This window comes from Paenibacillus sp. R14(2021), from assembly GCF_019431355.1.
Taxonomy (GTDB): Bacteria; Bacillota; Bacilli; order Paenibacillales; family Paenibacillaceae; genus Paenibacillus_Z.
The window spans coordinates 2,492,943-2,516,253 of record NZ_CP080269.1; the positions used below are offsets into that span (position 1 = coordinate 2,492,943).

Sequence of the window (23,311 nt, forward strand, 5' to 3'; positions counted from 1 at the left end):
AAATTAATCGCTGATCGCTTTTAAGTCGTCGGCTTGAGGGACTTTTTCATCTATTAATAGGCTTAACTGAATAGGACTAAGATGTCGATTTTCGGAGATGATGTTATTGATTCGTTCTCCAAGATCGAACATCGGTCTTCTTTTAGACCCAAGGAGCGCCTGCGCGTAGCTTTCGATTAACTGATGCTCGGAAGTGCCCTCCCTCCAATACGAATGCGCCCAATCTGCGAAAGACATGGAATGAACAAATGGAAGCTTCTTTGCTTTGGCTTGGAATGCGTCCAGCTCGACAAGCCATTTTGTTTGGAGCGATGCTACCTTATCGTCATAATACTCGGTTCCTTCAACATGCAATACATCCAAATAAGTATTGACTTCAGTGGCGGGGGAATGCTTCTCGCCATGAACCAATTCTATGAAAAATGACAACTCCTCCAGCGTAAAGAAACCGATCAGCTCGTTCAACGACTCTTCTCGTATCGTATTCCAGGAATCAATCGCGAACTTCATCGCCTTTTCTACATTCGCATACACCTTCGGTATTCCTCAAAGACCTCATCTCTGAGTTCAAGCGTTATCTTCTGTGTGAACATGCAAGCGACCTCTCCCCTGTAAACAGCCTGAACGATCCACTGGCTGCATTTGACGTTAATTAGCATTATATAATCATGGATAATTGAGGAAACAAATTTTCTGACAATCTCGCTCACGCATTTCACACAAAACAACCCGCAGGAGAAATGCTCCTGCGGGCCGTGCTTCATTGATTGATCTAAGAGTTCCAAGTACTTCTATATCTCAGCAAAACCAAGCCTACCACGAATAAGCGCGCGGCGCATCGCCGCCCGGTCCCGGGAAGATCTCGTCGATCCGCGCGAGCGTCGCGCTGTCCAGCTCAAGCTCTACCGCGCGCAGCGAACGCTCGAACTGCTCCAGCGTCCGTACGCCGATAATTGGCGCGGTTACCGCCGGGTTCGCGATCAGCCACGCGAGCGAAACAACGTCCTCGCGCTCGCCGAGCTCGTCGCACAGCGCGCCGTATGCTTCCAGCTGGGCGGCATGCTTCTCCAGACGCGAAACGTCGCCGCTGCGTTTACCGGCTCCGCCGCGGCGGATGTTGCCTGCGAGCAGGCCGCCGTCGAGCGGGCTCCACGGAATAACGCCGATGCCAAGACCTTGGGCAGCCGGAAGCACTTCCAATTCCGGCAGACGGCAGAGCAGATTATATTTGTGCTGCTCCGAGACCAGTCCGAGGATGCCGCGCGCCTTCGCCTCACCCTGCGCGACGGCGAGGTCCCAGCCCGCGAAGTTGCTTGAGCCGACATAGCCGATCTTGCCTTGATTCGCCGCGGTTTGGAATGCGCCCCACAGCTCGTCCCAGCTCACGTTTCGATCGACATGGTGCATCTGGTAAAGCTCGATATGATCGGTTTGCAGTCGCTGCAGAGAGCCCTCCAAATGACGGCGAAGCTTATAAGCGGACAAGCCTGAATCGCGGTTTGGGCCGTCGTGCTTGTCGCTCATGTCACCGTAAAATTTCGTCGCCAGCACCGTACGCTCGCGGCGTCCGCCGCCCAGCTTGAACCAGCGGCCGATGATTTCTTCCGTGCGGCCTGCGTTCTCGCCCCACCCGTAGACGTTTGCCGTATCGAAGAAGTTAATACCGGCGTCAAGCGCCGCATCCATGATGCGAAAGGCTTCCTGCTCTTCCGTATCGACGCCGAAATTCATCGTACCCAGGCATAGCTGACTGACCTTCATGCCCGATCGTCCCATATACGCAACCTTCATTCCGTGTTCACAGCTCCTTTTCATTTCGTTGACTCACATGAACGGCAGGCATATCGCCCGTACTGCAGTAAGTAAGCATGAAAAAATAAGGAAAGGTTTCCCTCTCCTTATTATAAGGAAGTCGCCGTCACAATTGAATGTCACAAAGTCTTATTTATCTGCCCGCATGTCCGTGACGGCATCTCGGATGGCGCGGTAGAATTCCCGCCAATGCGGCGCAGCGCCGGGCGGTCCGAGCCTCTCTCCGTCCGCAGCTGCCGCATCTTCCGCGTCGTTCGCCTCATCGCTCTGCGGTTTCGCCGGCAATTCGGCCGTGTCAGCCGGCAGCTCCTGCTCCTGCTTAGCTTCCCGTTCGGCTTCTTGCGCTGAAGCCGCCGGCATCCTCTTCCTGTTGACTAATTCTTCCGCCATCGTGCAGGCCTCCCCGCTCTGATGTTAGTGCTGCACGTGTTCAATCTTCCACGCTCAGCCCTTCAACCGGTGCTTGCGCAGCGAGAACAGCTCGCGGAGCTCGTCGGTCGACAGTTCCGTAATCCAATTCTCTGAGCCGCTGACGACTTGATCGTTCAGCAGCTGCTTGCGCGAAATCATATCGTCGATCCGCTCTTCCAAAGTACCTAGGGTAACGTATTTGTGCACCTGTACATTACGCCGCTGACCGATCCGGAACGCTCGGTCCGTCGCTTGGTTCTCGACGGCCGGGTTCCACCAGCGGTCGAAGTGAATGACATGGTTCGCTGCCGTCAGGTTAAGCCCCGTTCCGCCTGCCTTGAGCGAGAGCACGAACGCGCAGCGCTGCTCCGCCTCGTCCTGGAAGGAAGCAATCATCGCATCGCGATCCGCCTTTGGCACCGCGCCGTAGAGATACGGCGTCGGCACGCCGATTCGCTCTTCCAGCAGCCGCTTGAGCGTCGCGCCCATCTCCACGTACTGAGTGAAGATCAAGCAGCGCTCGCCTTCGGCTGCAATCTCCTCGACCATTTCCAGAAGCCGCAGCACCTTGTTAGAACGCTCAGGATCCCATGCACTAGGCAGGAAATCACGATCCTCCTTCAAGAGCAGGCTGGGATGATCGCAAACCTGCTTCAGCTTCGTCAGCGTTGAGAGAATCAAACCGCGCCGCTGCAAGCCTCCCGCCTTCTCAAGGCCGTTCATCAGCTCGGAAACGATGTTCTCGTAGATCGCGCCCTGCTCCACCGTGAGCGATAAGTAGGTGTTCATCTCGTTCTTCTCCGGCAGCGACAGCTGAATGGCAGGATCCTTCTTGAGGCGCCGCAGCATGAACGGCTTCACCCACCGCTGCAGCTCCGCGATCCGCTCCTCGTCGCGCTCCTTCTCGATCGGAAGTACAACCGCCTTGCGGAATTCATTCAAGCTGCCGAGATAGCCCGGATTCGTAAAATCATACAGCGACCACAGCTCCGTGAGCCGATTCTCCATCGGTGTTCCTGTCAAGGCGATGCGATGATTCGCCGGGAAGCTTCGAATGGCGGAGGACTGCTTCGTGTAATAATTTTTGATGTTCTGCGCTTCGTCTAGGCAGACCACGTCCCATGATACGGATGTCATCTCGTTCTCGTCGATCGGCGCGAGCGTGTACGAGGTGATGACCAGATCGACCTCCGAGACTGCGGTCTGGAAGGCATCGCCATGCGCGCGCCGCGGCCCGTAATGAACGAGTACCCGCAGCCCAGGGGCGAATCGCTCCAATTCCTTCTCCCAGTTGCCGATCACGGATGTCGGGCAGATCAGCAGCGACGGCCCGAGCCCGCCGGTTTCCATGACATGCTGCAGGTAGGCGGTGAACTGAATTGTTTTGCCAAGCCCCATGTCGTCGGCTAGGCAAGCCCCTAGCCCGAAGCGACGCAGGAAGGCAAGCCACGACACGCCTTGCAGCTGATAATGCCGCAGCTCGCCTTGGAAAGCCGCCGGCTTCTCGATGAGCGGCAGATCCGCAGACTCGTTCAGCTTGCCGATCCAACCAGCCAAATGCTCGTTCAGCTCCACCTCCGCGGTCAGCGCTTCGCCGAGCTCGCTCTCCGGCACCAGCTCCGTCTCTCCGCGCAGATGCATCTCGAACACATCCCGCATCGTAAAGCCTTTTTTGCCGCCGTTCTTCTTCAGCCATTTGCGCAGCCGCTCCATGTCGCCCGGGTCTAGATGCACCCATTCGCCGCCGATATGCATCAGCCGCTTATTCTCGGAGGCCAGCTTCATGAATTCGGCTTCGCTCATGTCGACATTGCCGACCGCGAGCTTCCAATCGAAATCGACGATCTGCTGCAGCCCGAACATCGACTGCTCGGCAGAGCCGACCGACGATTTCACCTTCGCCTTCAGGCGCATCTTGCGGCTGCGCGCCGCTTCCCACCATGCAGGAAGCAGCACGGAGCAGCCTGCCGCTAGCAGCTTGACGCTCGCGTGCTCCAGGAACTCCCACGCCTGACCGTCGGTCAAGTCTGTCGTGACCAGTCCCTGGCCCGGACCAGCTTCGCCGTCAGCCTCCGCGCCTTCTGGCGTCCATTCCGGCAAAGCAGCTGCCCATTTCATTTCTTCCTTCATCATTCGGCTTGCGAAATGCGGCAGCCATTCCACCGGCACATCGGCAGGAAGCTGGAACCGGAGAAGCTCAGCTTGCCCGGCTTCCAATACAGGCTCAAGCGTCAGCCAGCGGCCTCCATCCGTGCGGTCCTGCACCGCAGGACGCAGCTGCCAGCCATGCCCTTCGTTCGGCTCGAGCAGTTGAATGGCAATCCGAAACGGCACATGATCCTGCTTCAGGCCGATGGCGACGAGCCAGTCGTCTTCATCCGCCGCTTTCGTCAGCAGGGCGCCTTCACCGGTCGCGGAGGCCGCGCTGCGCCAGGCGTCTCCAGCCGCTGGCCGGGTCGCGATCAGCTCTTCCACGATGCCGCTGAGCCAGCCTTGCGCCGCATGAATATCGCCCTGCGCCTCAAGCTGCGGAACGAGCGCCCGCCAAGCTTCCAGCGCTTCCGCCTCGCGCTGCGGCACATCCAGCCGCCATGCGCGCGACTCCGACTGCCAGCGCGACCAATCCGGCGCATACCAGCCGTTCATAAGCGCCTGTCGAAGCAGCTTCGCAAGCTCAGACAGCCGCTGCAGCCGCTCCGTCCACTCCACCTGCAGCAGCGTTACAGGCTCGGGCGAGAAAAGGTAATCCATCGCGATTGCCGGCGGAAGCACCATTTCCGTCCGTTTCAGCCGTTCATTGCTCGATTCTTCGATTTCCGCGCCGTACCAGGATGCTTTATGCCAAGCGAACAGCAGCCGGCGCAGCCGAAGCGTTAAGCCGGCGGCATGCCCTGCCGCAAGCACGATCCCTTCGCCTTCCTTCCAAAACCCGTCTAACAGAACCGTCTCTGTGCCTGTGTATCCTCTCATGTGATGATTTTTCCCCTCCACAGCTCTTCCTGCAGGGCGCGCAGCCGTTGATGCTTCCGAACGATTCCGTCCACGAACCGGCTCCACGCTTCGCTTTGCTTCTCCGCCTTATACAGCTTCTCGAGCCGTTTCATCAACTTCACCGCCTGCCGGTACCCTTGCCGGTTGCGAGAGCGGATCGCGCCGTCGATCGCCTGATGATAGATCGGATAGAGCACTTGCGGCGCGGCCTTGCTGATTTCGCGCATGAGCTGTACATCGATATCATCCGGCTCAATGCCGAAGAGCAGCTGGAGATCCGCCCATTTCGTATATTGCTGGATATCCAGCCAATGCTCCGTGAGCGAAGCATAGGAATACGGAAGGAACGAGACTAAGTATGTTTGCCAGCGCGGATTGTCCGGCTGCTGCCGGTCCGCGAGCCGGCACATCGTCAAGAACGGCCCGAATGCCTTGGATTTGCGCTCTACGGAGAGCCCGCTGAATAAATAGCCAATCCAATCCTCCAGCTTGCTCCAATTGCGATCTTCCAACCGCTGCAGCGCGCAGTCGCAGGCAAGCAGCGCCGTCCGGTTAAACGCGGTTCTGCTAAGCAGTTCAATCGCTTCGCCGTCGCGACCATCCGCGAATGCCAAATAAGCGAGCGCCATCGGCATGAAAAACCCGATATGCGCTTTGCTGCCGGCCTGATGGAGCTGCTCCGTCAGATAAGCCTCTTCCTGCTCTCTTAGCCGCTCATCTTCGATCAATGACGACCAGAGGGAGAAATACAGCATCTCCCAGCGGTGCAGCTGAAGCTCGCGATCCATCTCCCGATCATGGAAGACGGCAATCAAGCTGTTCAGGCCAGCCCGCTCCTCCTGCGTCAGCGCTGCTGGCGCGATCTCCCCGGCAAGCTCGTAATATTGATTCAGCCACGGCTCCGTCATTCGCGTGAACGCCATCTCGCTATAATAGCGCTTGAAGCTATCCGTATTCGAATAAGCACGCTCTGCCTGTTCTAGCACGAAGATAATGCCATGCATCCAGTGCAGACGCCGCATGCCTTCGCTCCATGATTTAGAGATTGCCTTCACGGCCGTCAACACCGACTGCAGCGGATGCAGCGAATGTCCGCACAACCGCCAGGTTTCGCCGTGCTTGGCTTCCATCTCGAGCAGCCATTGCCCGGGGCGCGGTCCCGCACCGTCAGTCGACGCCGCGTTCTTCTCGACACCTCGCTTAGCCGGGCTCTCCGCCAAGGCGAGCACATCGCCGTAAAGCAGACGATTGTGCACTTCATCCGGGCTTAAGCCGGCATAGGCGTAATACGCATAGAATACGGCTGCCATATGCTTGCAATATCCCTTGGCAGGACATGTACAGGTGCTGTAGCCAAAATCATCGCTGTCCAGCGTCACCGCATAGATCGCTGTCCCCTTGACAACGCCGTATATCGATGAGCTTTCCATAACCTGGATAGAGAGTACTTTCTCGCGGCGGTAATAATCAAAGCCTCGTTCCAGCACATCCAGCGGAATGCTGCTTGCTAGTGCAGCTTCCAATGCTTGCAGCCGCCCGTCATCCAGCCGAAAAAATGTGCTCATGGCGCGCCCTCCGATCCTAAATAACCATTCCAACCATTATACCACAATGACCGGCGTTTTCACGTGCAAGCATGAAGAAGCTTCCGCAGCCGCGCAAGCCATCGCAAAAACTCGCAGAGGTGATCCTTCGGAAAGGAACCCTTCTGCGAGCTGCCAATTTCATTATTAGGCCGTCTTACTCATCGTTGCCGATTCCTTGATAGAAATACCCCATGTCCCGCATAAGGCGGGCATCCAGCAAATTTCGTCCGTCAAAGAAATTAGGCTGGTCAAGGATATTCTTCATATGACCCCAATCCGTCTGCGCGAATTCAGTCCATTCCGTACACAGCAGTACGGCTTCTGCGCTGCTTAATGCTTCTTCCACGCTGGTGCAGACATGAACGGCGCTGTACGCCGCTCCCTTCGGCAGTGCAGCAATCGGATCGTACAAACGAACTTGTGCGCCTTCGAGCAGCAGCTGCTCCATCACGCGTAACGCCGGCGCTTCCCTGATGTCGTCCGTATCCGGCTTGAAGGCAAGCCCCAGAACCGCGATGGACTTGTTCGTGAAGCTTCCGAGACGCGCCCGCGCTTTGCCCAGCAAATAAGCGAACTGCGTGCGGTTAACTTCCATGACTTGTTCCAATATATGAAGCTCCACATTATTTTTGTGAGCGGTATTTACAAGCGCCGATACGTCTTTTGGAAAACAGGATCCCCCGTAGCCAAGACCGGCATGGAGAAAGTTCGCGCCGATCCGATGATCGAGACCCATGCCTGCGGCAACTTCCTTAACATTGACGGCAAGCTCGTCGCAGAGCTTGGCAAGCTCGTTCATATAGGAAATCTTCGCAGCCAGGAAAGCGTTGGATGCATATTTGATCAGCTCCGCCGTTCTTGGCTTCGTGACGACGAACGGACACGCGAATCCGCGGTAGAGCGCCTGAAGCTGTTCCGCTGCCCGGCGGCTGTTTGCCCCGATTACGATCCGATCGGGATGCAGGGCGTCCTCGACCGCCTTGCCTTCCCGCAGAAACTCAGGGTTGGACGCGACATCGAACGGATACGCCTCCTGCTGCGCGCCTGCGATCCAAGACGTAATCTGCTCTTGCGTGCCCACCGGAACGGTGCTCTTCGTAACGACGAGCTTATACGTCGTCATCAGTCTGCCGATATCCTCAGCCGCCTGCTTGATATAACTTAGATCTGCGCTTCCATCCGGCCGCGACGGTGTCCCAACGCAAATAAATATGACGTCATGCGCCGCAATGGCCGCTTTCTTATCCGTCGTGAACAGCATTCTGCGGCTCTGCACATGTTTGGCGATCAGCTCTTCAAGGCCGGGCTCGTGAAAATGCAGGTTCCCTTTCTTCAGCTGCTCGATCTTGTTGGCATCGATATCAAGTCCGGTTACCTGCCATCCTGTTTCGGCAAAAACCATAGCGGTCGTTGCCCCGACATAGCCTGTACCGATGACTAAAATCTTCATACATCCTTCACCTCTCCATGAGTAAACACGCCGGCAATAATGGAATGACTGCCAATAATCACATTTCTAAGCGGAGATGGCAGATTCTCTAGATGAACGCCATTCAGAACGATGCTGTCCGCAATCCGGCAATTCATCAGCTTGGCCTCCGCGCCGATGGACACGTAAGGGCCGATATGGCAATTCTTCAATACGCTGTTCTTGTCAATTGCAACTGGCTGGGTAATGGTGCAATTCTCCAGCACCACCGATTCGTGAATCCGGTTCCCCTGCGCTTCTTCGCCCAGCAGCCGCTCGTTAGCCTGCAGCCAGCGATCCATCGTGCCGACGTCCAAGTTCAGCTGATCGGTGACATGGTACGTCACGACATGCCCATGATCAATCAAACACTGAATCGCATCGGTAATTTCGTACTCGCCCCGCTTGGATGGCCGGATGCGATGAACCGCATGAAAGATTTCCGGCGTGAACGCATAGGCGCCTAAGACCGCCAGCTTGGACTTCGGAATCGCCGGCTTCTCTTCCAAGCCGACAATGCGAGATTCCCGTATTTCCGCGATGCCGTAATCCTTCGGAGCCGCGACCTCCGCGAGCAGCAATGATGCTTGTACACCGCCAAGCTCGATATCCCGCTTCAATGCCGTCAAAGGCGCGGATATCAAATTATCGCCAAGCAGCAATAGAAATGCTTCTTCTGCAATAAAAGCCTGCGCTTGCTTCACGGCATCGGCAATCCCCTTCGGTTCATGCTGATAGATGTACGTGATCGCGACGCCAAGCGCTTCTCCCTCACCGAAATGCGACCGAATATCGGACTCCTGGGAAGGATGGATGACAATGCCGACCTCACGGATTCCCTGCTCCAATAATTTGACGATCGATAGCTGCAGCAAGGGCGTGTTTGCAACAGGAATTAGCGTTTTCGGCCGATTGCGCGTAAATGGATATAATCGGCTTCCTTTCCCTGCACAGAGTATTAATCCCTTCAAAGCCTCTCTCCCCTCTCCATTAACTGCTATTATTCTATGAAAATAGCTTTCTATTGGTATAGGCCAAGTACGGATAACGTATAAATATACTTTTATACGGATAGACGAAGCACCCTACGAATATGATGAAAGCGCCGTGTCCTGCACAGATGTCCATACATATCCTACATAGAATGCCTATTGAAGATATCGACCTAAGGAGCTGTGAGACGATTGAAAATTGTTCAGATATCAACTAATACGATCACTGTCCCGCCGAAGAAATACGGGGGCACACAGCGAGACGTTCATTATTTGACGGAGGAATTGGTAAAGCGCGGCCATGAGGTTATCCTATTCGCGAAGAAAGGATCAACCTGCAAGGCGACCCAGCTGTTCGAATATGAATCTAACGACCGCTCGAAGCAGCTTGATTTCATCATCAAGAACATGCCGGACGACGTGGACATCATCCATGACCATTACGGCATCGTCGCCAAGACCAATCCGCCCATCCCCACGATCCATCAATCCCATTCCAAAACCATCCGCAGCGGAGCCGTGCAAATTCCGGTCTACGTAAGCAAGTTCATTCTGCGCAAATACGGCAAAAAACGGGGCTACGCCGTCTACAACGGCATCCGCCTCGAAGACTACACGTTCAGCAAAACCAAGAAAAACTATCTCTTGTTCCTCGGCCGGCTAATCAAGGAGAAGGGCGTTCATGTCGCGATCCAGGTGGCCAAGAAAACAGGGAAGAAGCTCATTATCGCAGGCACGATGAACGACAAATCGTACTATCGGGCCAAAATCAAACCGCATCTCGGCAAAAAAATTCGCTACGTCGGCGCCGTCGGCGGACAGCGCAAGCGCGAGCTGCTAGCCAATGCCAGCTGCGTGCTGTTCACGTCGGTCTGGGATGAACCGTTCGGACTCGTCCTGGTCGAGTCGCTGGCAAGCGGCACTCCGGTGCTCGGCTTTCGCAAAAGCGGTGTAGCCGAGGTGCTCAAGGGCTTGCCCCAGCTGACGTGCAGCAATACGAACAACATGATCGCGAAGGTCAGGTCGCGCAAACGATTTCCGAGTGCGCACAAATGCCGGCGATATGTCAGAAACCGTTTCACGGATATCATTATGACCAATGAGTTTCTAAAGCTCTACAACAAGATCCTGAGAAAAAACTTGTACAAAATCAAAAAAAATTCCGTTTGGAATAATCGAAAGGCACAGCTAGAGTCCAAGTCCTCTTTGAATGGAGATGAGCAATTCTCATGATTACCGTTATTGCATGTACGATGAGACCCGCATATATCGACAATGTCTTCGATAACTATGACCGGCAGCTGTGGAAGGATAAACAGATGATCATCGTTCTGAACAATGACAAAATGGATATCGAGCAGTACCAGCTGCGGGCGGCCCAATATCCGGAGAACGAAGTCAGAGTGTTCCAGCTGCCACAGCGGTATAGGCTGGGCAAATGCATGAACTTTGCCATCGCTCAAGCCGCGAACGGCATCATTGCCAAGTTCGATGACGACGATTATTATGGACCTAAATATTTGCGGGAAGCCGGCCGGGCCATCAAACGCGGCAGAGCTGCTATAGTCGGCAAACATACCTCCTATATTTACTTTACATCGAAAAGAACGCTGATGATCTTTCGCCGCGGTAAAGAATGGAAATATCAGCGCAGCATTAAAGGAGGCACGCTGGTCTTTCGGCGGTCGGTTTGGAACCGGGTCAAATTTTCGGAATTCAGGCGTGCCGGGTCGGATTCCAGCTGGGTGGGAAGATGCGTTCGGAGAGGATATCGCGTCCTTTCCTTATCCAAGAGGCATTATGTTTGCATCCGCAGAAAGAACTCAAGCAGCCATACACAAAGAAAGAGCACGCGGCTCTATATGTCCCACTGCAAATTTGTTCGCAGAACAAATAATTTCAAACGTTATGTAAAATAATGCCCGGCTTGAACAGGAACCGTTCAAGGTCAACCCGATGTCGCGAGTTGACCTTAGCGCCTTATTGCCGGCTCACTGCACCGGGCGCGCTCCGTTCCCTAGCGTAACCAGCTTCGCGCCGGGCCGCAGCGCGGTGATGGCATTGCGCGTGTCGTAGACAAAGGAAGCGTGATCGGCGATCAGCCGGATCGGCAGGGAGCTGTGATGCGTAAGGATCACCAGGCAATCCGCGACCTCCAGCGATTCCGCCGTAAGCTCGGCACGCTCCAGTTCGCTCCCGTCCGTCAGCCGGATTTTCGCAAGATACGGATCGGAATAGCCGACATCGGCGCCTTGCTCCCTGAGCGCTTCGATAATCGCGATCGCGGTTGACTCCCGGACGTCGGCGATATTCTGCTTATACGTCACGCCGTACACGACAATTCGTGCGTCTCGGAGGGATTTCCCTTCGGGCAGATGCTTCCGAATCTCTTCCACCAAATAAGCAGGCATGCCATCATTAATGTGCTGGGCGATCTCGATGAAGCGGCTCGTTTGGCCCGACTGGGCAGCTTTCCACTGGAGGTAGAACGGATCCACAGGAATGCAGTGCCCGCCTACGCCGGGACCGGGGTAGAAGGCGCTGAAGCCGTAGGGCTTGCTCGCGGCAGCGGCAATGATTTCCCATGCGTTTAAGCCAAGATGATCGCAAAGCATCGCCATTTCATTGATGAACGAGATGTTAATGAAGCGATACGTATTCTCGAGCAGCTTCATTGTCTCTGCGGCTGCCGTCGAAGACACCGGGATCACGGTCTCGAACACGCTCCGATAGATCGACTGAACCCGCTCCAAGCAGGCTTCCGTTACGCCGCTGACGATTTTCGCGATCTGATGGAAGCTAATGCTTCGGTTGCCGGGATCAATGCGCTCAGGGGAATACGCCAGATAGAAATCGCGGCCGGCCTTCCTGTCTTCCCCCTCCAGCAGCGGCTGCACCTGTTCCGTGGTCGTCCCCGGGTAGGTCGAACTCTCGACAATCACAAGCTGACCGGGCTGCAAATGAGCGGATAGGCGACGGCAGGCGTCGAGCAGAAAGCCCAAATCCGGCGTATGGTCCGGCGCGAGCGGCGTCGGCACGCAAATAATGATCGTCCCCGCCTTGGCTGCATCGGCATAATGTCCGGTGATCATCAGTATTCCTTCCGCCAAGCAGCTGCCGAGCTCCTGATCGGAAACGTCCTGAACATGACTTCTCCCGGCACGAAGCGATTCAAGCTTGCGCGGGTCAGTATCGATGCCGACAACGCGGTACCCCTTCGCAATGAAATTCATGGCAAGCGGCAATCCAACGTAACCAAGACCAATGATGCCAACTGTCCGCGCCTTCTCCGTATCCTGGCTAAACGCTACCATTTTGTTGTCTCCTTCCAAAGCACAGCTCACTTCTATAAGATATGAATCTTGCTTCCAGCCGGCACAGGCTTATAGCCTGGATCACATTTACTATTTTCATGAGGAGGGCGATACTTATGATACTCAATTCGGGCACAGGCGTTTCCATCATTACCGCAACGATCCGTAAGAATCGTATGTTCGATATTTTCCAAAACTATCAGCGCCAGCAGTGGGCGGCCAAAGAACTAATCGTGATCGTGAACGACAACAGCATCGATCTGGCTCCCTATCAAGCGCTCGCGGCGCAGTATGATCATGTTCGCATCTTCCGCGTGGATGAAAGCAAGAATCTCGGTGCTTGCCTCAATTACGGTGTTGCCCGCGCGCGCTATGGCTGCATTGCTAAATTCGATGACGACGACTATTACTCGCCCTGCTACCTTGATGAAGCCATGCTCCTCTTCACCAAGACGAACGCGGACATCATCGGCAAACGCTCCTGCTACTTCTTCTTCCCGCACCGCTCGGTCCTGCTGCTGCGCAAGACGACCGTAAAACCCTATGGACGCTGCAACCGCATTGCCGGCGCAACCATTATGTTCCGCAAGCGCGTCTTCAAGAAGGTCGCCTTCAACACGAAGCTTCCGTTCGGAACCGATGCTCGGTTCGTTCAAACCAGCATGCGCAAAGGGTTCAAGGTCTACACAAGCTCCTCCTATAACTTCGCCGCTTACCGCCGCGCGAACCGAAAGTCGCATACGTGGAAAGTATCCGAGCAGCAGCTGCTCGCGTCGAAAGGCGCCACGATCATTTTCACGCCGGATTTCAAAACGCATGTGGACCGGACCTTGGAGCAGCTGCCTCTCCCTGCCCGCCTAAAGACTGCACCAGCGAAAGCAGTGAGTAACATTTACCCCGGACACAGCAAGACCGTTTTCCCTCCATCCCGCTGACTGCTATTTACCGGGATAGGCTTTGGCATACCGCATGATCCGCCGGAACACCTTGGGATCTTTATGCTTCCTGAAGATATAAGGGTCTGGTCTCGTATTAACTTCGAGTATCCAAGGATGCATCGTTTTGTCCATCGCAATATCAAGGCCGATCTCATAGACGCCGGGGAAAGCGGTCTGCATCGCTTTGCCTGCCTGCGCACCGAGCTTCGACAGGGCAAGCAGCTTCGCTGCGACTTGATCTGTATTGGAGCGGAGCAGGACATCCGCCGACACGATTTTGCCGCCGCTGTGGTAGTTCGTGACGATCTTGTTCTTGGCTGCGACTCTTCCGATAATGCCTGTCGTTTCCCAGGATCTGCCCGGCGCGAATTGAACCATGACCCGGATGTCGAACCGCCTGCCTTCGTATTCGAGCAGATGAATCCCCTTCTGCACAAGATACCTTCTGCCTCTTGTTTGACGAAGAATGGATTGATAGAGCGAGGCGAACTGATCGAACCTACGAATCTTTTTCCCGACTTGATAGTTGTAGCCTTCGCCCGAACGCTCGACCCGTATGACACCGTTGCCGTATGTTCCGCGATCGGGCTTGACGTAGACCATGCCATGTCGCTGCAATAGTTGAGAGAGCGATGCCCCTGTCATCTTCAAGGTTTCTGGCACATACTGGGCCAAGAGAGCGTTTCGCTCGATTGCGGCTGTTTTTCTCCATTTACTCCCTACATAACGCGACATAGGAACCCCCTTCTACTTCAGTTCTCCTTGATAGATCTCCATGAGCCTCGCGGCGGTCAGTTTCCAGCTGAACCGATTCCTTGCATCTTCCCTGGCTTGGGCGGATAACCGGCTGCAGAGCTCCGGATCCTTCGCCAGCTTGACGATTTGGGAAGCAAAGGCGGCCGGCTTGCCGTAGGTGTCGACGAGCAGCCCGTTGCGTCCATGATGGACGATCTCCGGTATGCCGCCGATTCTCGAAGCAATGACGGGCAGTCCGCTGGCCATTGCTTCCACGTTGACGAGTCCGAATGCTTCATGCTTCTGCGACGGACAAACGAAGCAATCGCCAGAGCGATAAAACTTAGGCATCTGCGTGCGGGATAGATTGCCCTTGAAAGAAACGGGGACCTTAAGCATGCGCGCGGTCCTCTCTAAATAGGCTTTGTAGGCCGGCTTGGTTGAACCTCCGGCGATGGACAGCTGAAGCGAGGGTACGGATTTGCGCGCAAGCTTGAACGCCTTTAACAGGGTAGGGACCCCTTTTCTCGGGATGAGTCTACCCGCGAACAGCAGATGCAGCGAGCCGGAGGAGGTTCGTTTGGCCGGACTGAATTTCGTCGTATCGACGCCCAAATGAACGAATTTGATTTTGCCGCTATGCGCCGGAAAACGCCGAATCAACGAATTTTGCAGCGACATGCTGTTGCCGACGATGACATCCGCCCCCATCATGTCGCTATTCGCTTTGCGCGTCGTTGTCATCGGACTTGAGACAAAGGTCATTGAATGCATAAACAGGGAGATCGGCGTACCCGGGAATGCACGTCTAACCGCGTTGACGAAGCTCGGTCTGTTGTCGATCTGGATCATATCGTAGCTGTTCCCTCTCACCTTCTGCAGCACATTCTTCAAATAAGCCTGCTTTGAGCCGCCGGACACTCGCTGGATGACGACGTTGTTCATGACGGATTCGCGAGGCAAATTCTTTCGGAGCAGGCTTACAACCGTAACCTGATGCTCGCTTGAAATTCGCTTTGTGATTTGATAGATGCAGCTCTCCACAGAACCGCTTCTCGGCGGCGGTACGGGAATTTGCTCAGGTGCAATAATCAGCAGTCTCATTCCATGCTCCCTTCGATCCCTCCAAAACTTGTCATATACTCTATTCAACGATCTAGCGCGTGTTGCTAGGCTGCTATCAATAGAAGACATAAAAACAGATGGCCCCCGACAAGTCGGAGGCCATCTGTTTACGCGAAGTGCCAATCTGGCAGCACTTGCTTTCGATTAAAAAGGAATTTTAATAATGAATGCGATTTTATCCGCGGTATGAATGTCCAGGGAGATAAAGCCCTTGTATTTATCGACAATCGATTTGACGATATGCAGCCCGAGACCGGAATGGCTGTTATTCTTCGACGAATAGCCGGCTTTAAACAACGGCTTGCCCTTCAATTCTTCGATACGGAAGCACGTATTGCTGATTGAGAATTGGAAGTAACCCGCTTTATGGCTTGCTGCGATATGAACGCGGCGATCGCCTTCCTCATGCGTCATCACTTCGTCAAAGGCATTATCGATCAAATTGCCGAGCAGCCTCGTCATGTCCAGCGACTTAATGCCGAGCTCCAGCCGGTTGATCTCGCTGAATTCGCAGGTGAAATCCACCTTCAATACTTCCGCCTGCAGCATTTTGGACCGGATCAGCGCCGCGATGGCCGGATCGCCGATGTTGATAATATCGTTCATCTGACGAATTTCGCCGGTGAGTTCCGAGGCATATGCTTTCAGCTCCTCCGTCTTGCCGAGCTCCGCGAGGGAATGGATCGTCTGCACATGGTTCATGAAATCATGCCGCTGCGCCCGAATCGATTGGAAGAGTCCATTGATTTCATCCAGGTACGTTTCCTGCGCCTTGCGTACAAGCTTATCTTGCGATTTGCGATAGGAAGTAACGACCCAATAGAGAAAGATCAGACTAAGCACGGTTACCCCGGTCATAATGAAGGCAATGTTCCTAAACTGCATATCCAGCGCTTGCTGCACCGTACTGTAATCGGCGACCACAGACAATACATAGCGCTGAATCGGCTGGCCTTCCCCATCAAGCATGCTCTTGGCTGTATCGCTTACATCGACGGGCAGAAACAGCTTGATGACGTGCTTGCCGTTAATAACGGCGTCCTGGTACACCTTCTCGTTCGTACTCACGGCCAGCTTCACATTCTTCCCGTCGTGCGCGTGCTTGAATGTATAGCTGCCGTACGAAATCGGGCTTTGCGTCATATGACTCAGCTGCTCGCCGTTCTCCGTAATGGTCAGATGCTCACCGTCCTCGAAGGTCGCCGGATTGATGATCGTAATTTCTTGAAGTGACTGATTCTCGGCTAACGTCTCGTTAATCAATCTTGTTACGCCCGTACTCTGATCGTAATCCAGCTGCCTGCTGGCATAGCTTATGTATGGATCGATTAAATAATTGGTAGAACCGTCGTAATAATAGCCCCACTTGTGAATCTTATCCGTGGTCGTCGAGGAGAATTCGAAAGGGCCTGTCCAGAAATTGGTCAAGCTCTGTCCCCAATTGACCGTGACCTGTTTATCGTCGAACAATTGATTAAAGGCGGTGTACCATGGATTCCAGCTGTTCGTCCGGTAGCCGGACCGTTCCTTGGGATCCGACGATTTATACAGCACAATGCTGTCCGTCGTCCGCTTCAGCAGCGTAATATCCACAAGCTCAAGCTTCTTGGCCAGTTCTTCAAGCTGGCTGTTCGTTACCTTCTCGACATCCGGATTTAATGCGTATTGCGAGGCGATGGAAGCGGCGCGCAGTTCCCGCCCGATCTCTTCTTGGTATTTCTCCGATCCGCGGCGCGAGACTTCGATCGAGACGCCGATTTGCTTCGCCGCGGTTTCAAGCTCATGCTGAAGACTGACTTCGAGCGAATGTTTGGTCGTCACATAATAAATCGTGTTGTTCACGCCTAAAAGCAAAGCAATTAAAATAATAACCAACAGCCAAACTTTACGACGCATTTCCCTGGACGCTCCGATCAAATTCCGAATTTTACACAAGCTTCGCAGATAAAGTCAACCTGCAAAGCTCCTATAATTATGAACGATTTTTGATAGAGTGACAATGAGAGAATTGAACAATACTGGCAAGAATCATATAAAGAAAGCGAAAAAATTCGCCCTCCAGCGGTGAGCGAATTCGAAGATGGCTATGATTTCATCCTTCTCAGCAAGGCAAGGATTGCCCATTTGCGTTCCTGCCGCCGTTTGTAACGAGGCAGCGCGCGATAAATCTCCTTACATTCCGCAAGCGAGCGCCGCGCTTCTTCCTTCTGGCCCAGCAGCTCGTATAAACCTGCAAGTTTGTAATAGGCTTCAATGGAAGAGGAATGGATGGCGCGGAACGCTTGGAGATGACCTACCGCCTTTTGCGGATCCTTCTTGGCATATATAGCCGCGAGCCGCAGGTAAGGCGTGCCGTATTTGACTCGCGGATTAATGGACAAGGCGTTGCCGATTGCAGCTTCCGCCGCCTCCATCTCGCCTAGATGCATTAGAGAGGTGCCGAGATCGTCCCAGAACTCGGCCGAATTTTCCAGTGCATCCTGCAGCGGCATCAGCCATCCCTTCGCTTCCTTATCGTGTTTGCGCTCGATGAGCAGTCTGGCCAATTCATGCTTGGCCGGAATATCGTTCGGATTCATCCGAATTTGCTGGCGCAGCCGTCCGATTGTCCGCAGACGCCGGATCGGCCGCACGATACTCGGCGTTAATCCAATGAACCTGCGTTCCAGCGCATAGAAAATAACGATCAGTACGATTACGGCCAGAATCGGGCTTCCTGTGAGCCACCATAACAATCCGAATAATAAGACTTTAATCATGTTACCTCCTGCAGATCGTTGCATATTGGAAAACCTTCCATTATTGTACACGAACTCTTATTAGGCGCAAAGCGATAATTGCAAGAGAGTTGCGCATGCGGCCCGGAGAAACGTACACTGTAGACAGCAGAAGGAAATGGAAATGGAAGGATGGAAGATCAGCATGGATGAAATACGAAATATACTGCCCGCATGGGTGGAAGCAAGCCGGCTGCACGCCGGCGAAGGACGCGTCGCCTCCTACATCCCGGAGCTTGCCAAGGCGCCCCAGCAGGCACTCGGCATTGCGGTCATGGGACCAGACGGAAGCCTCCTAGCCGAAGGGGACAGCAGTCTGTCCTTCACGATGCAAAGCATATCCAAAGTGTTTACGCTCATGCTCGCGCTGATGGACAACGGGGAGGAAGGCGTATTCGCCAAGGTCGGGATGGAGCCGACCGGCGACGATTTCAATTCCATGCTCAAGCTGGAGCTCGTGGAACCGGGCAAGCCGTTCAATCCGCTGATTAATGCGGGGGCTATTGCGGTCACCTCATTGATCAGCGGCGATACGCCGGCAGCCAAGATGGCACGCATCCTCGCTTTCTTCAATCATGCGGCAGGCGGCGCCGATCTGGCCGTTAATGCCGATGTCTACCGGTCCGAATCGGCAACGGCGCATCGCAACCGGTCGCTCGCTTATTTCCTGAAGGATAATGAAGTGCTGGGCGAAGAAATCGACGTCGAGGATGTGCTTAGCGTCTACTTCCAGCACTGCGCCGTGGAGATTACCTGCGTCCAGCTTGCCCGCATGGCGCTTGTTTTGGCCTTTAACGGGACTGACCCGATCAGCGGCCGGCAGTTGATTCCGCGCAGATACGTGCAGATCGCGAAATCGTTCATGCTGATGTGCGGCATGTACAATGCTTCCGGCGAATTCGCCGTCAAGGTCGGCATTCCTGCCAAAAGCGGCGTGTCCGGCGGTATTCTCGCCCTCGTTCCCGGCCGGTACGGCATCGGCATTATCGGTCCGTCGCTGGGCAGCAAGGGTAACAGCACCTCCGGCGTTCATCTGCTGGAGACGATGTCAAGCTCCTTGAATTGGTCCATCTTCTAAACAACAAAACGCTCGCCCAGGTTAATGAACCGGGCGAGCGTTTTGTTTGTATTCATGCGTGCGATTAGCCGACGTGCATCATCATTTCGGGCTGGCTGCCCTCTTCGCCTTCTACCTTCGCAGGCTTGCGAAGCATGAGACCCAGAACAGCTCCGAAAACGGCGATGAATGTGAGCACAAGGAACGTATCCCCGAACGACAACGACCATGCATCCAATGGATTTTTGTGCGTGGGCGAGTACAAAGTCATCCGTTTGGCAAGAATCGTGGACAACCCTGCTACCGCGAAAGATGTCATGACCTGCTGCGCGGCATTCGTCAGCGACGTTACGCGGCTGACGAGATCGCGCGGCGCAGCCTGCATTAAATGCGTGTTGAGCGGCATCATGGACAATCCCATTCCTGCGCCGAGCAGCGCCAGCGGGCCCATAATCATAGTCGTCGTGCTAGATTCCGCATTAACATGAGACAAGATGAATGCAGCCAGCGTAACGAGCAGCAGTCCGATGAAGACTAGCGGCCTTGCACCGATTTTATCGAAAAGCTTACCGCCGATTGGCATGAAGACCGCTGCTGCGATTGCTTGCGGCAGCATGATGAGACCCGTCTCGAACGCGGATTTGCCATGCGCGTTCTGCAGGAACACCGGAACGAGGAACATCGTGCCAAACAGCGCGATTTGCGAAATCCACTGTACGATAATGCCGCGCGTGAAATCCGAAGAGCGGAATACGCGAAGCTCCAGCAGCGGCTCCTGGCGTGACAGCTCGGCAATGACGAACAGAATCAATGCGACCGCGCCTACAACGATACCGGTAATCGTCTTCGCCGATCCCCAGCCGTTCGAGCCTTCGCTTACGCCGTAGGATAGACCCGCGAATGCGATTGGAGCGAGAATAAAGCCAAGTCGATCCAGTGCTGCAACGGCTTTGCGCTCAATGCGCGGAAGCGTGCGGATACCGAGGATTATGCCGACGATACCAATTGGAATATTGATGAGGAAGAGCCATTTCCAAGTGACGTAGTCGATCAACCAGCCAGCAAGTACAGGACCAAGTGCGGGAGCAAGCAGGATCGGAATCCCCATCATCCCCATGACCTGGCCGACTTTCTCTGGCGGGCTGAGGCGATACGTGAAGGCCATTGCGATCGGAAGCACCATGCCTCCGCCGAGACCTTGAATAATCCGGAAGACAATGAGCATTTCAATCGAACTCGCGAAAGCGCAAAGAAGCGAACCCAGCGTAAACAGAAACACCGAAATCAGAAAAACCTGCTTTGCGCCGAAACGATCCGACAGCCAGCCAGCAAGCGGAATTGCAGCCGCTTGTGCCAGCGCATAGCCCGTAACCGTCCAACCTACGACTTTAAAGCTGGAATGGAACTCTTCAATTAGACCTGGAATAGCCACGTTGACCGCCGTACCGTCCAGCACGACCATGAAAATACCGATAATGATGGCCGCAAGCGGAGCTAAAATTTTCTTAATCGAAAATTCCTCGCTGCTCACAGCAGATGTTGCTTGTGCAGACATGTATTCCCTCCTACTCCATAATTCCCGTGTCGGAACAAGGCCTGTTAAACCTTACATTGACCCTCAGTCATACCAGAGCGTACAATGAAGGCATCGCAAGCTTGCCGGACCGAACGGTTTTTTATAAATGGACAATTGTCCGTTTCATACTTTAAAGCTTACCTAACAACGCCCTCGTTGTCAATGAAAGACAATGTGAATTTTTGCAATATTATTTAGGAGGTTATTGGCTCATGCAGCAGCGCAGCGAACGCAAAGACGCCGCCAGACACCGTGAACTCATCTTAGATACGGCTTCCCAGTTGTTTCATGAACATGGCGTAGAAAGCGTCAGCATGCACCAAATCGCCAAATCCGCCGGCGTGGGACAGGGCACGTTATACAGGCGCTATTCCTCCAAAGCCGAGCTATGCTTGGAATTGCTCATGGACAGCTTTCGCCGATTCTCAACCTCTATTGAGGTCTATCTGACCCAAACAGCCGAAGCCCCCGTGAGGGAACGAATTGAAGGCTTCCTCAATAGATGGGTCGAATATACCGACCAAGATATCGAATGGTTGAACGCGATCAAGCCGCGGGAATTATGTACAGAAGATGATATGAGCGTTTATGACTCGGAGCCCTTCGTCTTTGTAACCAGCACGTTCAAGCACCTCTTGGACGAGGCGGTTCAGAGCGGCGTCTCGCGGCCGTTCAATACCGAATTTGCTGCTTTTACGATGGTATCGTCCAGTCCCAGCACGTACTTCTACTTCACGAAGGAGCGCGGACTGACGCTCGAAGAACTTCAGAAGCAGTATGTCGATTATTACTCAAGACTATTCTTCATCGATAAATAAACTGAATTCGCTCGCAAACGACAAGTGGACGCTTCAAGCGTGTCAGCCTAACGGCTGCCTGCAGAAGCGTCCTCCTTTATTCCGCTGCATACTACGGTATCACGAGGTCATCCTTAGCCTAGCCGTTTAGATGCATCGGAAGAAGCGAGGCCAATCGTCAAAAAACCTTCTTGCATCGGTTCCGACGAGCGGAAACGGTGCCAGAAGGCAGAGCAAGGTATGCAGTGAAGTGGTCAAATTTTTAATTCCCCAAGCTTTATAAGCTCGACAACCGCTTGTGAACGACCTTTTACGTTTAATTTCTGCATAACATTAGAAATATGGTTCCGAACGGTCTTCTCACTGATGAACAGCTGCTGCGCTATATCACGCGTTGTTTTGTCCTGTACCAGCAGTTCGAATACCTCGCGTTCACGATGAGTTAATAAGAACTTGCTCTTCTGGTCGCTACCCATTGATGTTTGTCACCCCTCCTTGCTCGGGTTTTTATGGTTTAACAAGGTTAAGGGATACAGTCAACTTATCATATGAAGGGGCGAATGCAGTGGTGCGGTTATCCGTAAAAATGGGCGGGAATCCTCATGTTCGCTCTGCATATCTTCACCGGGACGCTCTTGGGCAAACATGCTGCTGCAGCATACGAAAGGGACGCCGACTCGTCATTTGCGATGACGAGTCGGCGTCCCTTTGTAAGAGCATATATGGAATCTTATCGTCTTCATTAACAATGTTCAGCCTGTACCAGCTACCGCCGCCAATACGCTTCATGCGGGTAGCGGTACTGCTCCGGCCGCTTCGGAGAACAGATCGCGAATCCGCCTTCGGGCTTGTATGCGAACGGCGTCTCATCCTTCGCGTACTCCGCAGCTTGGCGGCGCACGATGCAGTCCAGCAGCATATGCTGCTTCAGCGCCAGGTACTCCAGCGTATGCGGACCGAAGCCCGCTTCGATCTCGCCGGGACGAAATTCGAAGTAAATCGTACGGCGCAATGGATTGCCGTCGCCCGTTGGGGAACCGTGAAGTACCTCGATATCATGGAAGATGACATCGCCGGGCTGCATCGGCACCGGAATTGCATCTTCCGTCATGAAGCCCGGCTGTGCGCAGCGTGAATCAGCCGCTGCCTTCGTCCATTTGTTGCTGCCCGGAATCACCCATAAGCAGGTTTGCAAATCGGCCTCGTCGAGATAGAAATCCACGTTGAAGATTGGACGCGGATCCGTGCAGCCGGCAGGCACGGCCGCATCGCGGTGCCATGGAACGATCACGCCTTCGTTCGGCGCCTTCAGCACCATGGAATCCCACGTCGGGATAAAGTTCCGGCCCTGCAGAATCTGTACGGAACGCAGGATAAACGGATGGGCGAGCATAACCTTCATTGAATCGCTTTTATCTATGACGTATTCAACCCGCCGCAGCACCGATTGGCCTGATTTCACACCAATGCCGTACATATAATCCGGATCGTCAGCCACGCCTGCCGCTCCTTGCTCGTACAGTCGCTGCATGTCCGCTTGCACCTGCTTCAACTCTTCGCCGACCAACACATTCCGTATGACCAAGAAGCCGTTATCTCTGAAAAACTGCGCCTGTTCTTCGGTTATGCTTGCCTGTAGTCGCGCATCGATAATCGGTAAATTCACATCGGTCAGCCCCATCCGCAATCGCTCCCATTCCGATTTAGAATGCTTCATACTTGTAAGTATAAG

20 protein-coding genes are annotated in these 23,311 nt (G+C 54.2%); 5 read left to right on the top strand and 15 right to left on the bottom strand.

The annotated features are described in order from the left end of the window. Positions 1 to 3: 3 nt before the first annotated feature. From KXU80_RS11785 to KXU80_RS11815, 7 genes are all read right to left on the bottom strand, one after another. Positions 4 to 465 (bottom strand): hypothetical protein, encoded by a 462-nt coding sequence (locus tag KXU80_RS11785; RefSeq protein WP_219838357.1) that lies wholly within the window; start codon positions 463 to 465, stop codon positions 4 to 6. A 348-nt stretch (positions 466 to 813) separates the two neighbouring features. Next, positions 814 to 1,791 (bottom strand): aldo/keto reductase, encoded by a 978-nt coding sequence (locus KXU80_RS11790; protein ID WP_219838358.1) that lies wholly within the window; start codon positions 1,789 to 1,791, stop codon positions 814 to 816. 150 nt (positions 1,792 to 1,941) lie between these two features. Then, positions 1,942 to 2,202, bottom strand: coding sequence for a hypothetical protein (locus KXU80_RS11795; protein WP_219838359.1), 261 nt, complete (start codon positions 2,200 to 2,202; stop codon positions 1,942 to 1,944). A gap of 54 nt (positions 2,203 to 2,256) precedes the next feature. Continuing rightward, positions 2,257 to 5,193, bottom strand: coding sequence for a DEAD/DEAH box helicase (locus tag KXU80_RS11800; RefSeq protein WP_219838360.1), 2,937 nt, complete (start codon positions 5,191 to 5,193; stop codon positions 2,257 to 2,259). Then, positions 5,190 to 6,779 carry an SWIM zinc finger family protein gene (locus KXU80_RS11805; protein ID WP_219838361.1) on the bottom strand — a complete coding sequence of 530 codons (1,590 nt, stop codon included), beginning with the start codon at positions 6,777 to 6,779 and terminating at the stop codon, positions 5,190 to 5,192. The genes KXU80_RS11800 and KXU80_RS11805 overlap by 4 nt, the downstream gene beginning before the upstream one ends. Positions 6,780 to 6,954: 175 nt before the next feature. After that, positions 6,955 to 8,250, bottom strand: coding sequence for a UDP-glucose dehydrogenase family protein (locus KXU80_RS11810; RefSeq protein ID WP_219838362.1), 1,296 nt, complete (start codon positions 8,248 to 8,250; stop codon positions 6,955 to 6,957). Then, complete coding sequence (locus KXU80_RS11815; RefSeq protein ID WP_219838363.1) at positions 8,247 to 9,239, bottom strand: sugar phosphate nucleotidyltransferase; 993 nt, start codon at positions 9,237 to 9,239, stop codon at positions 8,247 to 8,249. The genes KXU80_RS11810 and KXU80_RS11815 overlap by 4 nt, the downstream gene beginning before the upstream one ends. A gap of 213 nt (positions 9,240 to 9,452) precedes the next feature. Between KXU80_RS11815 and KXU80_RS11820 the strand changes: the two genes are divergently transcribed. After that, a complete protein-coding gene (locus KXU80_RS11820; protein WP_219838364.1) occupies positions 9,453 to 10,493 on the top strand; it encodes a glycosyltransferase family 4 protein in 1,041 nt (346 codons plus the stop codon). Next, on the top strand, positions 10,490 to 11,179 hold the full coding sequence (locus tag KXU80_RS11825; RefSeq protein WP_219838365.1) for a glycosyltransferase family 2 protein: 690 nt from the start codon (positions 10,490 to 10,492) through the stop codon (positions 11,177 to 11,179). Before KXU80_RS11820 ends, KXU80_RS11825 begins: the two co-directional genes overlap by 4 nt. 72 nt (positions 11,180 to 11,251) lie before the next feature. Here KXU80_RS11825 and KXU80_RS11830 read toward each other — a convergent pair whose 3' ends face one another. Continuing rightward, on the bottom strand, positions 11,252 to 12,574 hold the full coding sequence (locus tag KXU80_RS11830; RefSeq protein WP_219838366.1) for a nucleotide sugar dehydrogenase: 1,323 nt from the start codon (positions 12,572 to 12,574) through the stop codon (positions 11,252 to 11,254). 116 nt (positions 12,575 to 12,690) lie between these two features. On the opposite strand from KXU80_RS11830, the gene KXU80_RS11835 reads away from it, so the two are divergent. Continuing rightward, entirely contained in the window at positions 12,691 to 13,509 is an 819-nt protein-coding gene (locus tag KXU80_RS11835; RefSeq protein ID WP_219838367.1) for a glycosyltransferase family 2 protein, read from the top strand. 3 nt (positions 13,510 to 13,512) lie between these two features. Here the strand turns inward: KXU80_RS11835 and KXU80_RS11840 are convergent, their stop codons facing one another. The 4 genes from KXU80_RS11840 to KXU80_RS11855 form a co-directional block, all read right to left on the bottom strand. Then, positions 13,513 to 14,247, bottom strand: a complete 735-nt coding sequence (locus tag KXU80_RS11840) for a YheC/YheD family protein (RefSeq protein ID WP_219838368.1) — start codon at positions 14,245 to 14,247, stop codon at positions 13,513 to 13,515. A 12-nt stretch (positions 14,248 to 14,259) separates the two neighbouring features. Next, a complete protein-coding gene (locus tag KXU80_RS11845; RefSeq protein ID WP_219838369.1) occupies positions 14,260 to 15,351 on the bottom strand; it encodes a glycosyltransferase family 4 protein in 1,092 nt (363 codons plus the stop codon). Positions 15,352 to 15,516: 165 nt separating this feature from the next. After that, entirely contained in the window at positions 15,517 to 17,268 is a 1,752-nt protein-coding gene (locus KXU80_RS11850; RefSeq protein ID WP_219838370.1) for a sensor histidine kinase, read from the bottom strand. 188 nt (positions 17,269 to 17,456) lie between these two features. Further along, a complete protein-coding gene (locus KXU80_RS11855) occupies positions 17,457 to 18,131 on the bottom strand; it encodes a tetratricopeptide repeat protein (RefSeq protein WP_219838371.1) in 675 nt (224 codons plus the stop codon). Between the two features lie 136 nt (positions 18,132 to 18,267). Between KXU80_RS11855 and glsA the strand changes: the two genes are divergently transcribed. Then, positions 18,268 to 19,227: a glutaminase A gene (gene glsA / locus KXU80_RS11860; protein WP_374987764.1), complete on the top strand. Its 960-nt coding sequence runs from the start codon at positions 18,268 to 18,270 to the stop codon at positions 19,225 to 19,227. A gap of 64 nt (positions 19,228 to 19,291) precedes the next feature. On the opposite strand, the gene KXU80_RS11865 is transcribed toward glsA, so the two are convergent. Beyond that, entirely contained in the window at positions 19,292 to 20,761 is a 1,470-nt protein-coding gene (locus KXU80_RS11865) for a DHA2 family efflux MFS transporter permease subunit (RefSeq protein ID WP_219838372.1), read from the bottom strand. A 233-nt stretch (positions 20,762 to 20,994) separates the two neighbouring features. Here KXU80_RS11865 and KXU80_RS11870 point away from each other — a divergent pair, with 233 nt between their 5' ends. Further along, positions 20,995 to 21,600 (top strand): TetR/AcrR family transcriptional regulator, encoded by a 606-nt coding sequence (locus KXU80_RS11870; RefSeq protein WP_219838373.1) that lies wholly within the window; start codon positions 20,995 to 20,997, stop codon positions 21,598 to 21,600. A gap of 233 nt (positions 21,601 to 21,833) precedes the next feature. Here KXU80_RS11870 and KXU80_RS11875 read toward each other — a convergent pair whose 3' ends face one another. Together KXU80_RS11875 and KXU80_RS11880 are read right to left on the bottom strand one after the other, a co-directional pair. Further along, a complete protein-coding gene (locus KXU80_RS11875; protein WP_090641524.1) occupies positions 21,834 to 22,055 on the bottom strand; it encodes a helix-turn-helix domain-containing protein in 222 nt (73 codons plus the stop codon). Positions 22,056 to 22,345: 290 nt separating this feature from the next. Next, a complete protein-coding gene (locus KXU80_RS11880) occupies positions 22,346 to 23,260 on the bottom strand; it encodes a phytanoyl-CoA dioxygenase family protein (protein WP_219838374.1) in 915 nt (304 codons plus the stop codon). Between the last annotated feature and the right edge of the window lie 51 nt (positions 23,261 to 23,311).

Excerpts from the sequence above, each read along its gene's own strand:
- KXU80_RS11790 (WP_219838358.1), bottom strand. The coding sequence starts at position 1,791 with ATGAAGGTTGCGTATATGGGACGATCGGGCATGAAGGTCAGTCAGCTA.
- KXU80_RS11795 (WP_219838359.1), bottom strand. The coding sequence starts at position 2,202 with ATGGCGGAAGAATTAGTCAACAGGAAGAGGATGCCGGCGGCTTCAGCG.
- KXU80_RS11800 (WP_219838360.1), bottom strand. The coding sequence starts at position 5,193 with ATGAGAGGATACACAGGCACAGAGACGGTTCTGTTAGACGGGTTTTGG.
- KXU80_RS11805 (WP_219838361.1), bottom strand. The coding sequence starts at position 6,779 with ATGAGCACATTTTTTCGGCTGGATGACGGGCGGCTGCAAGCATTGGAA.
- KXU80_RS11810 (WP_219838362.1), bottom strand. The coding sequence starts at position 8,250 with ATGAAGATTTTAGTCATCGGTACAGGCTATGTCGGGGCAACGACCGCT.
- KXU80_RS11825 (WP_219838365.1), top strand. The coding sequence starts at position 10,490 with ATGATTACCGTTATTGCATGTACGATGAGACCCGCATATATCGACAAT.
- KXU80_RS11830 (WP_219838366.1), bottom strand. The coding sequence starts at position 12,574 with ATGGTAGCGTTTAGCCAGGATACGGAGAAGGCGCGGACAGTTGGCATC.
- KXU80_RS11835 (WP_219838367.1), top strand. The coding sequence starts at position 12,691 with ATGATACTCAATTCGGGCACAGGCGTTTCCATCATTACCGCAACGATC.
- KXU80_RS11840 (WP_219838368.1), bottom strand. The coding sequence starts at position 14,247 with ATGTCGCGTTATGTAGGGAGTAAATGGAGAAAAACAGCCGCAATCGAG.
- KXU80_RS11845 (WP_219838369.1), bottom strand. The coding sequence starts at position 15,351 with ATGAGACTGCTGATTATTGCACCTGAGCAAATTCCCGTACCGCCGCCG.
- KXU80_RS11850 (WP_219838370.1), bottom strand. The coding sequence starts at position 17,268 with ATGCGTCGTAAAGTTTGGCTGTTGGTTATTATTTTAATTGCTTTGCTT.
- KXU80_RS11855 (WP_219838371.1), bottom strand. The coding sequence starts at position 18,131 with ATGATTAAAGTCTTATTATTCGGATTGTTATGGTGGCTCACAGGAAGC.
- glsA (WP_374987764.1), top strand. The coding sequence starts at position 18,268 with ATGGAAATGGAAGGATGGAAGATCAGCATGGATGAAATACGAAATATA.
- KXU80_RS11865 (WP_219838372.1), bottom strand. The coding sequence starts at position 20,761 with ATGTCTGCACAAGCAACATCTGCTGTGAGCAGCGAGGAATTTTCGATT.
- KXU80_RS11870 (WP_219838373.1), top strand. The coding sequence starts at position 20,995 with ATGCAGCAGCGCAGCGAACGCAAAGACGCCGCCAGACACCGTGAACTC.
- KXU80_RS11875 (WP_090641524.1), bottom strand. The coding sequence starts at position 22,055 with ATGGGTAGCGACCAGAAGAGCAAGTTCTTATTAACTCATCGTGAACGC.
- KXU80_RS11880 (WP_219838374.1), bottom strand. The coding sequence starts at position 23,260 with ATGGGGCTGACCGATGTGAATTTACCGATTATCGATGCGCGACTACAG.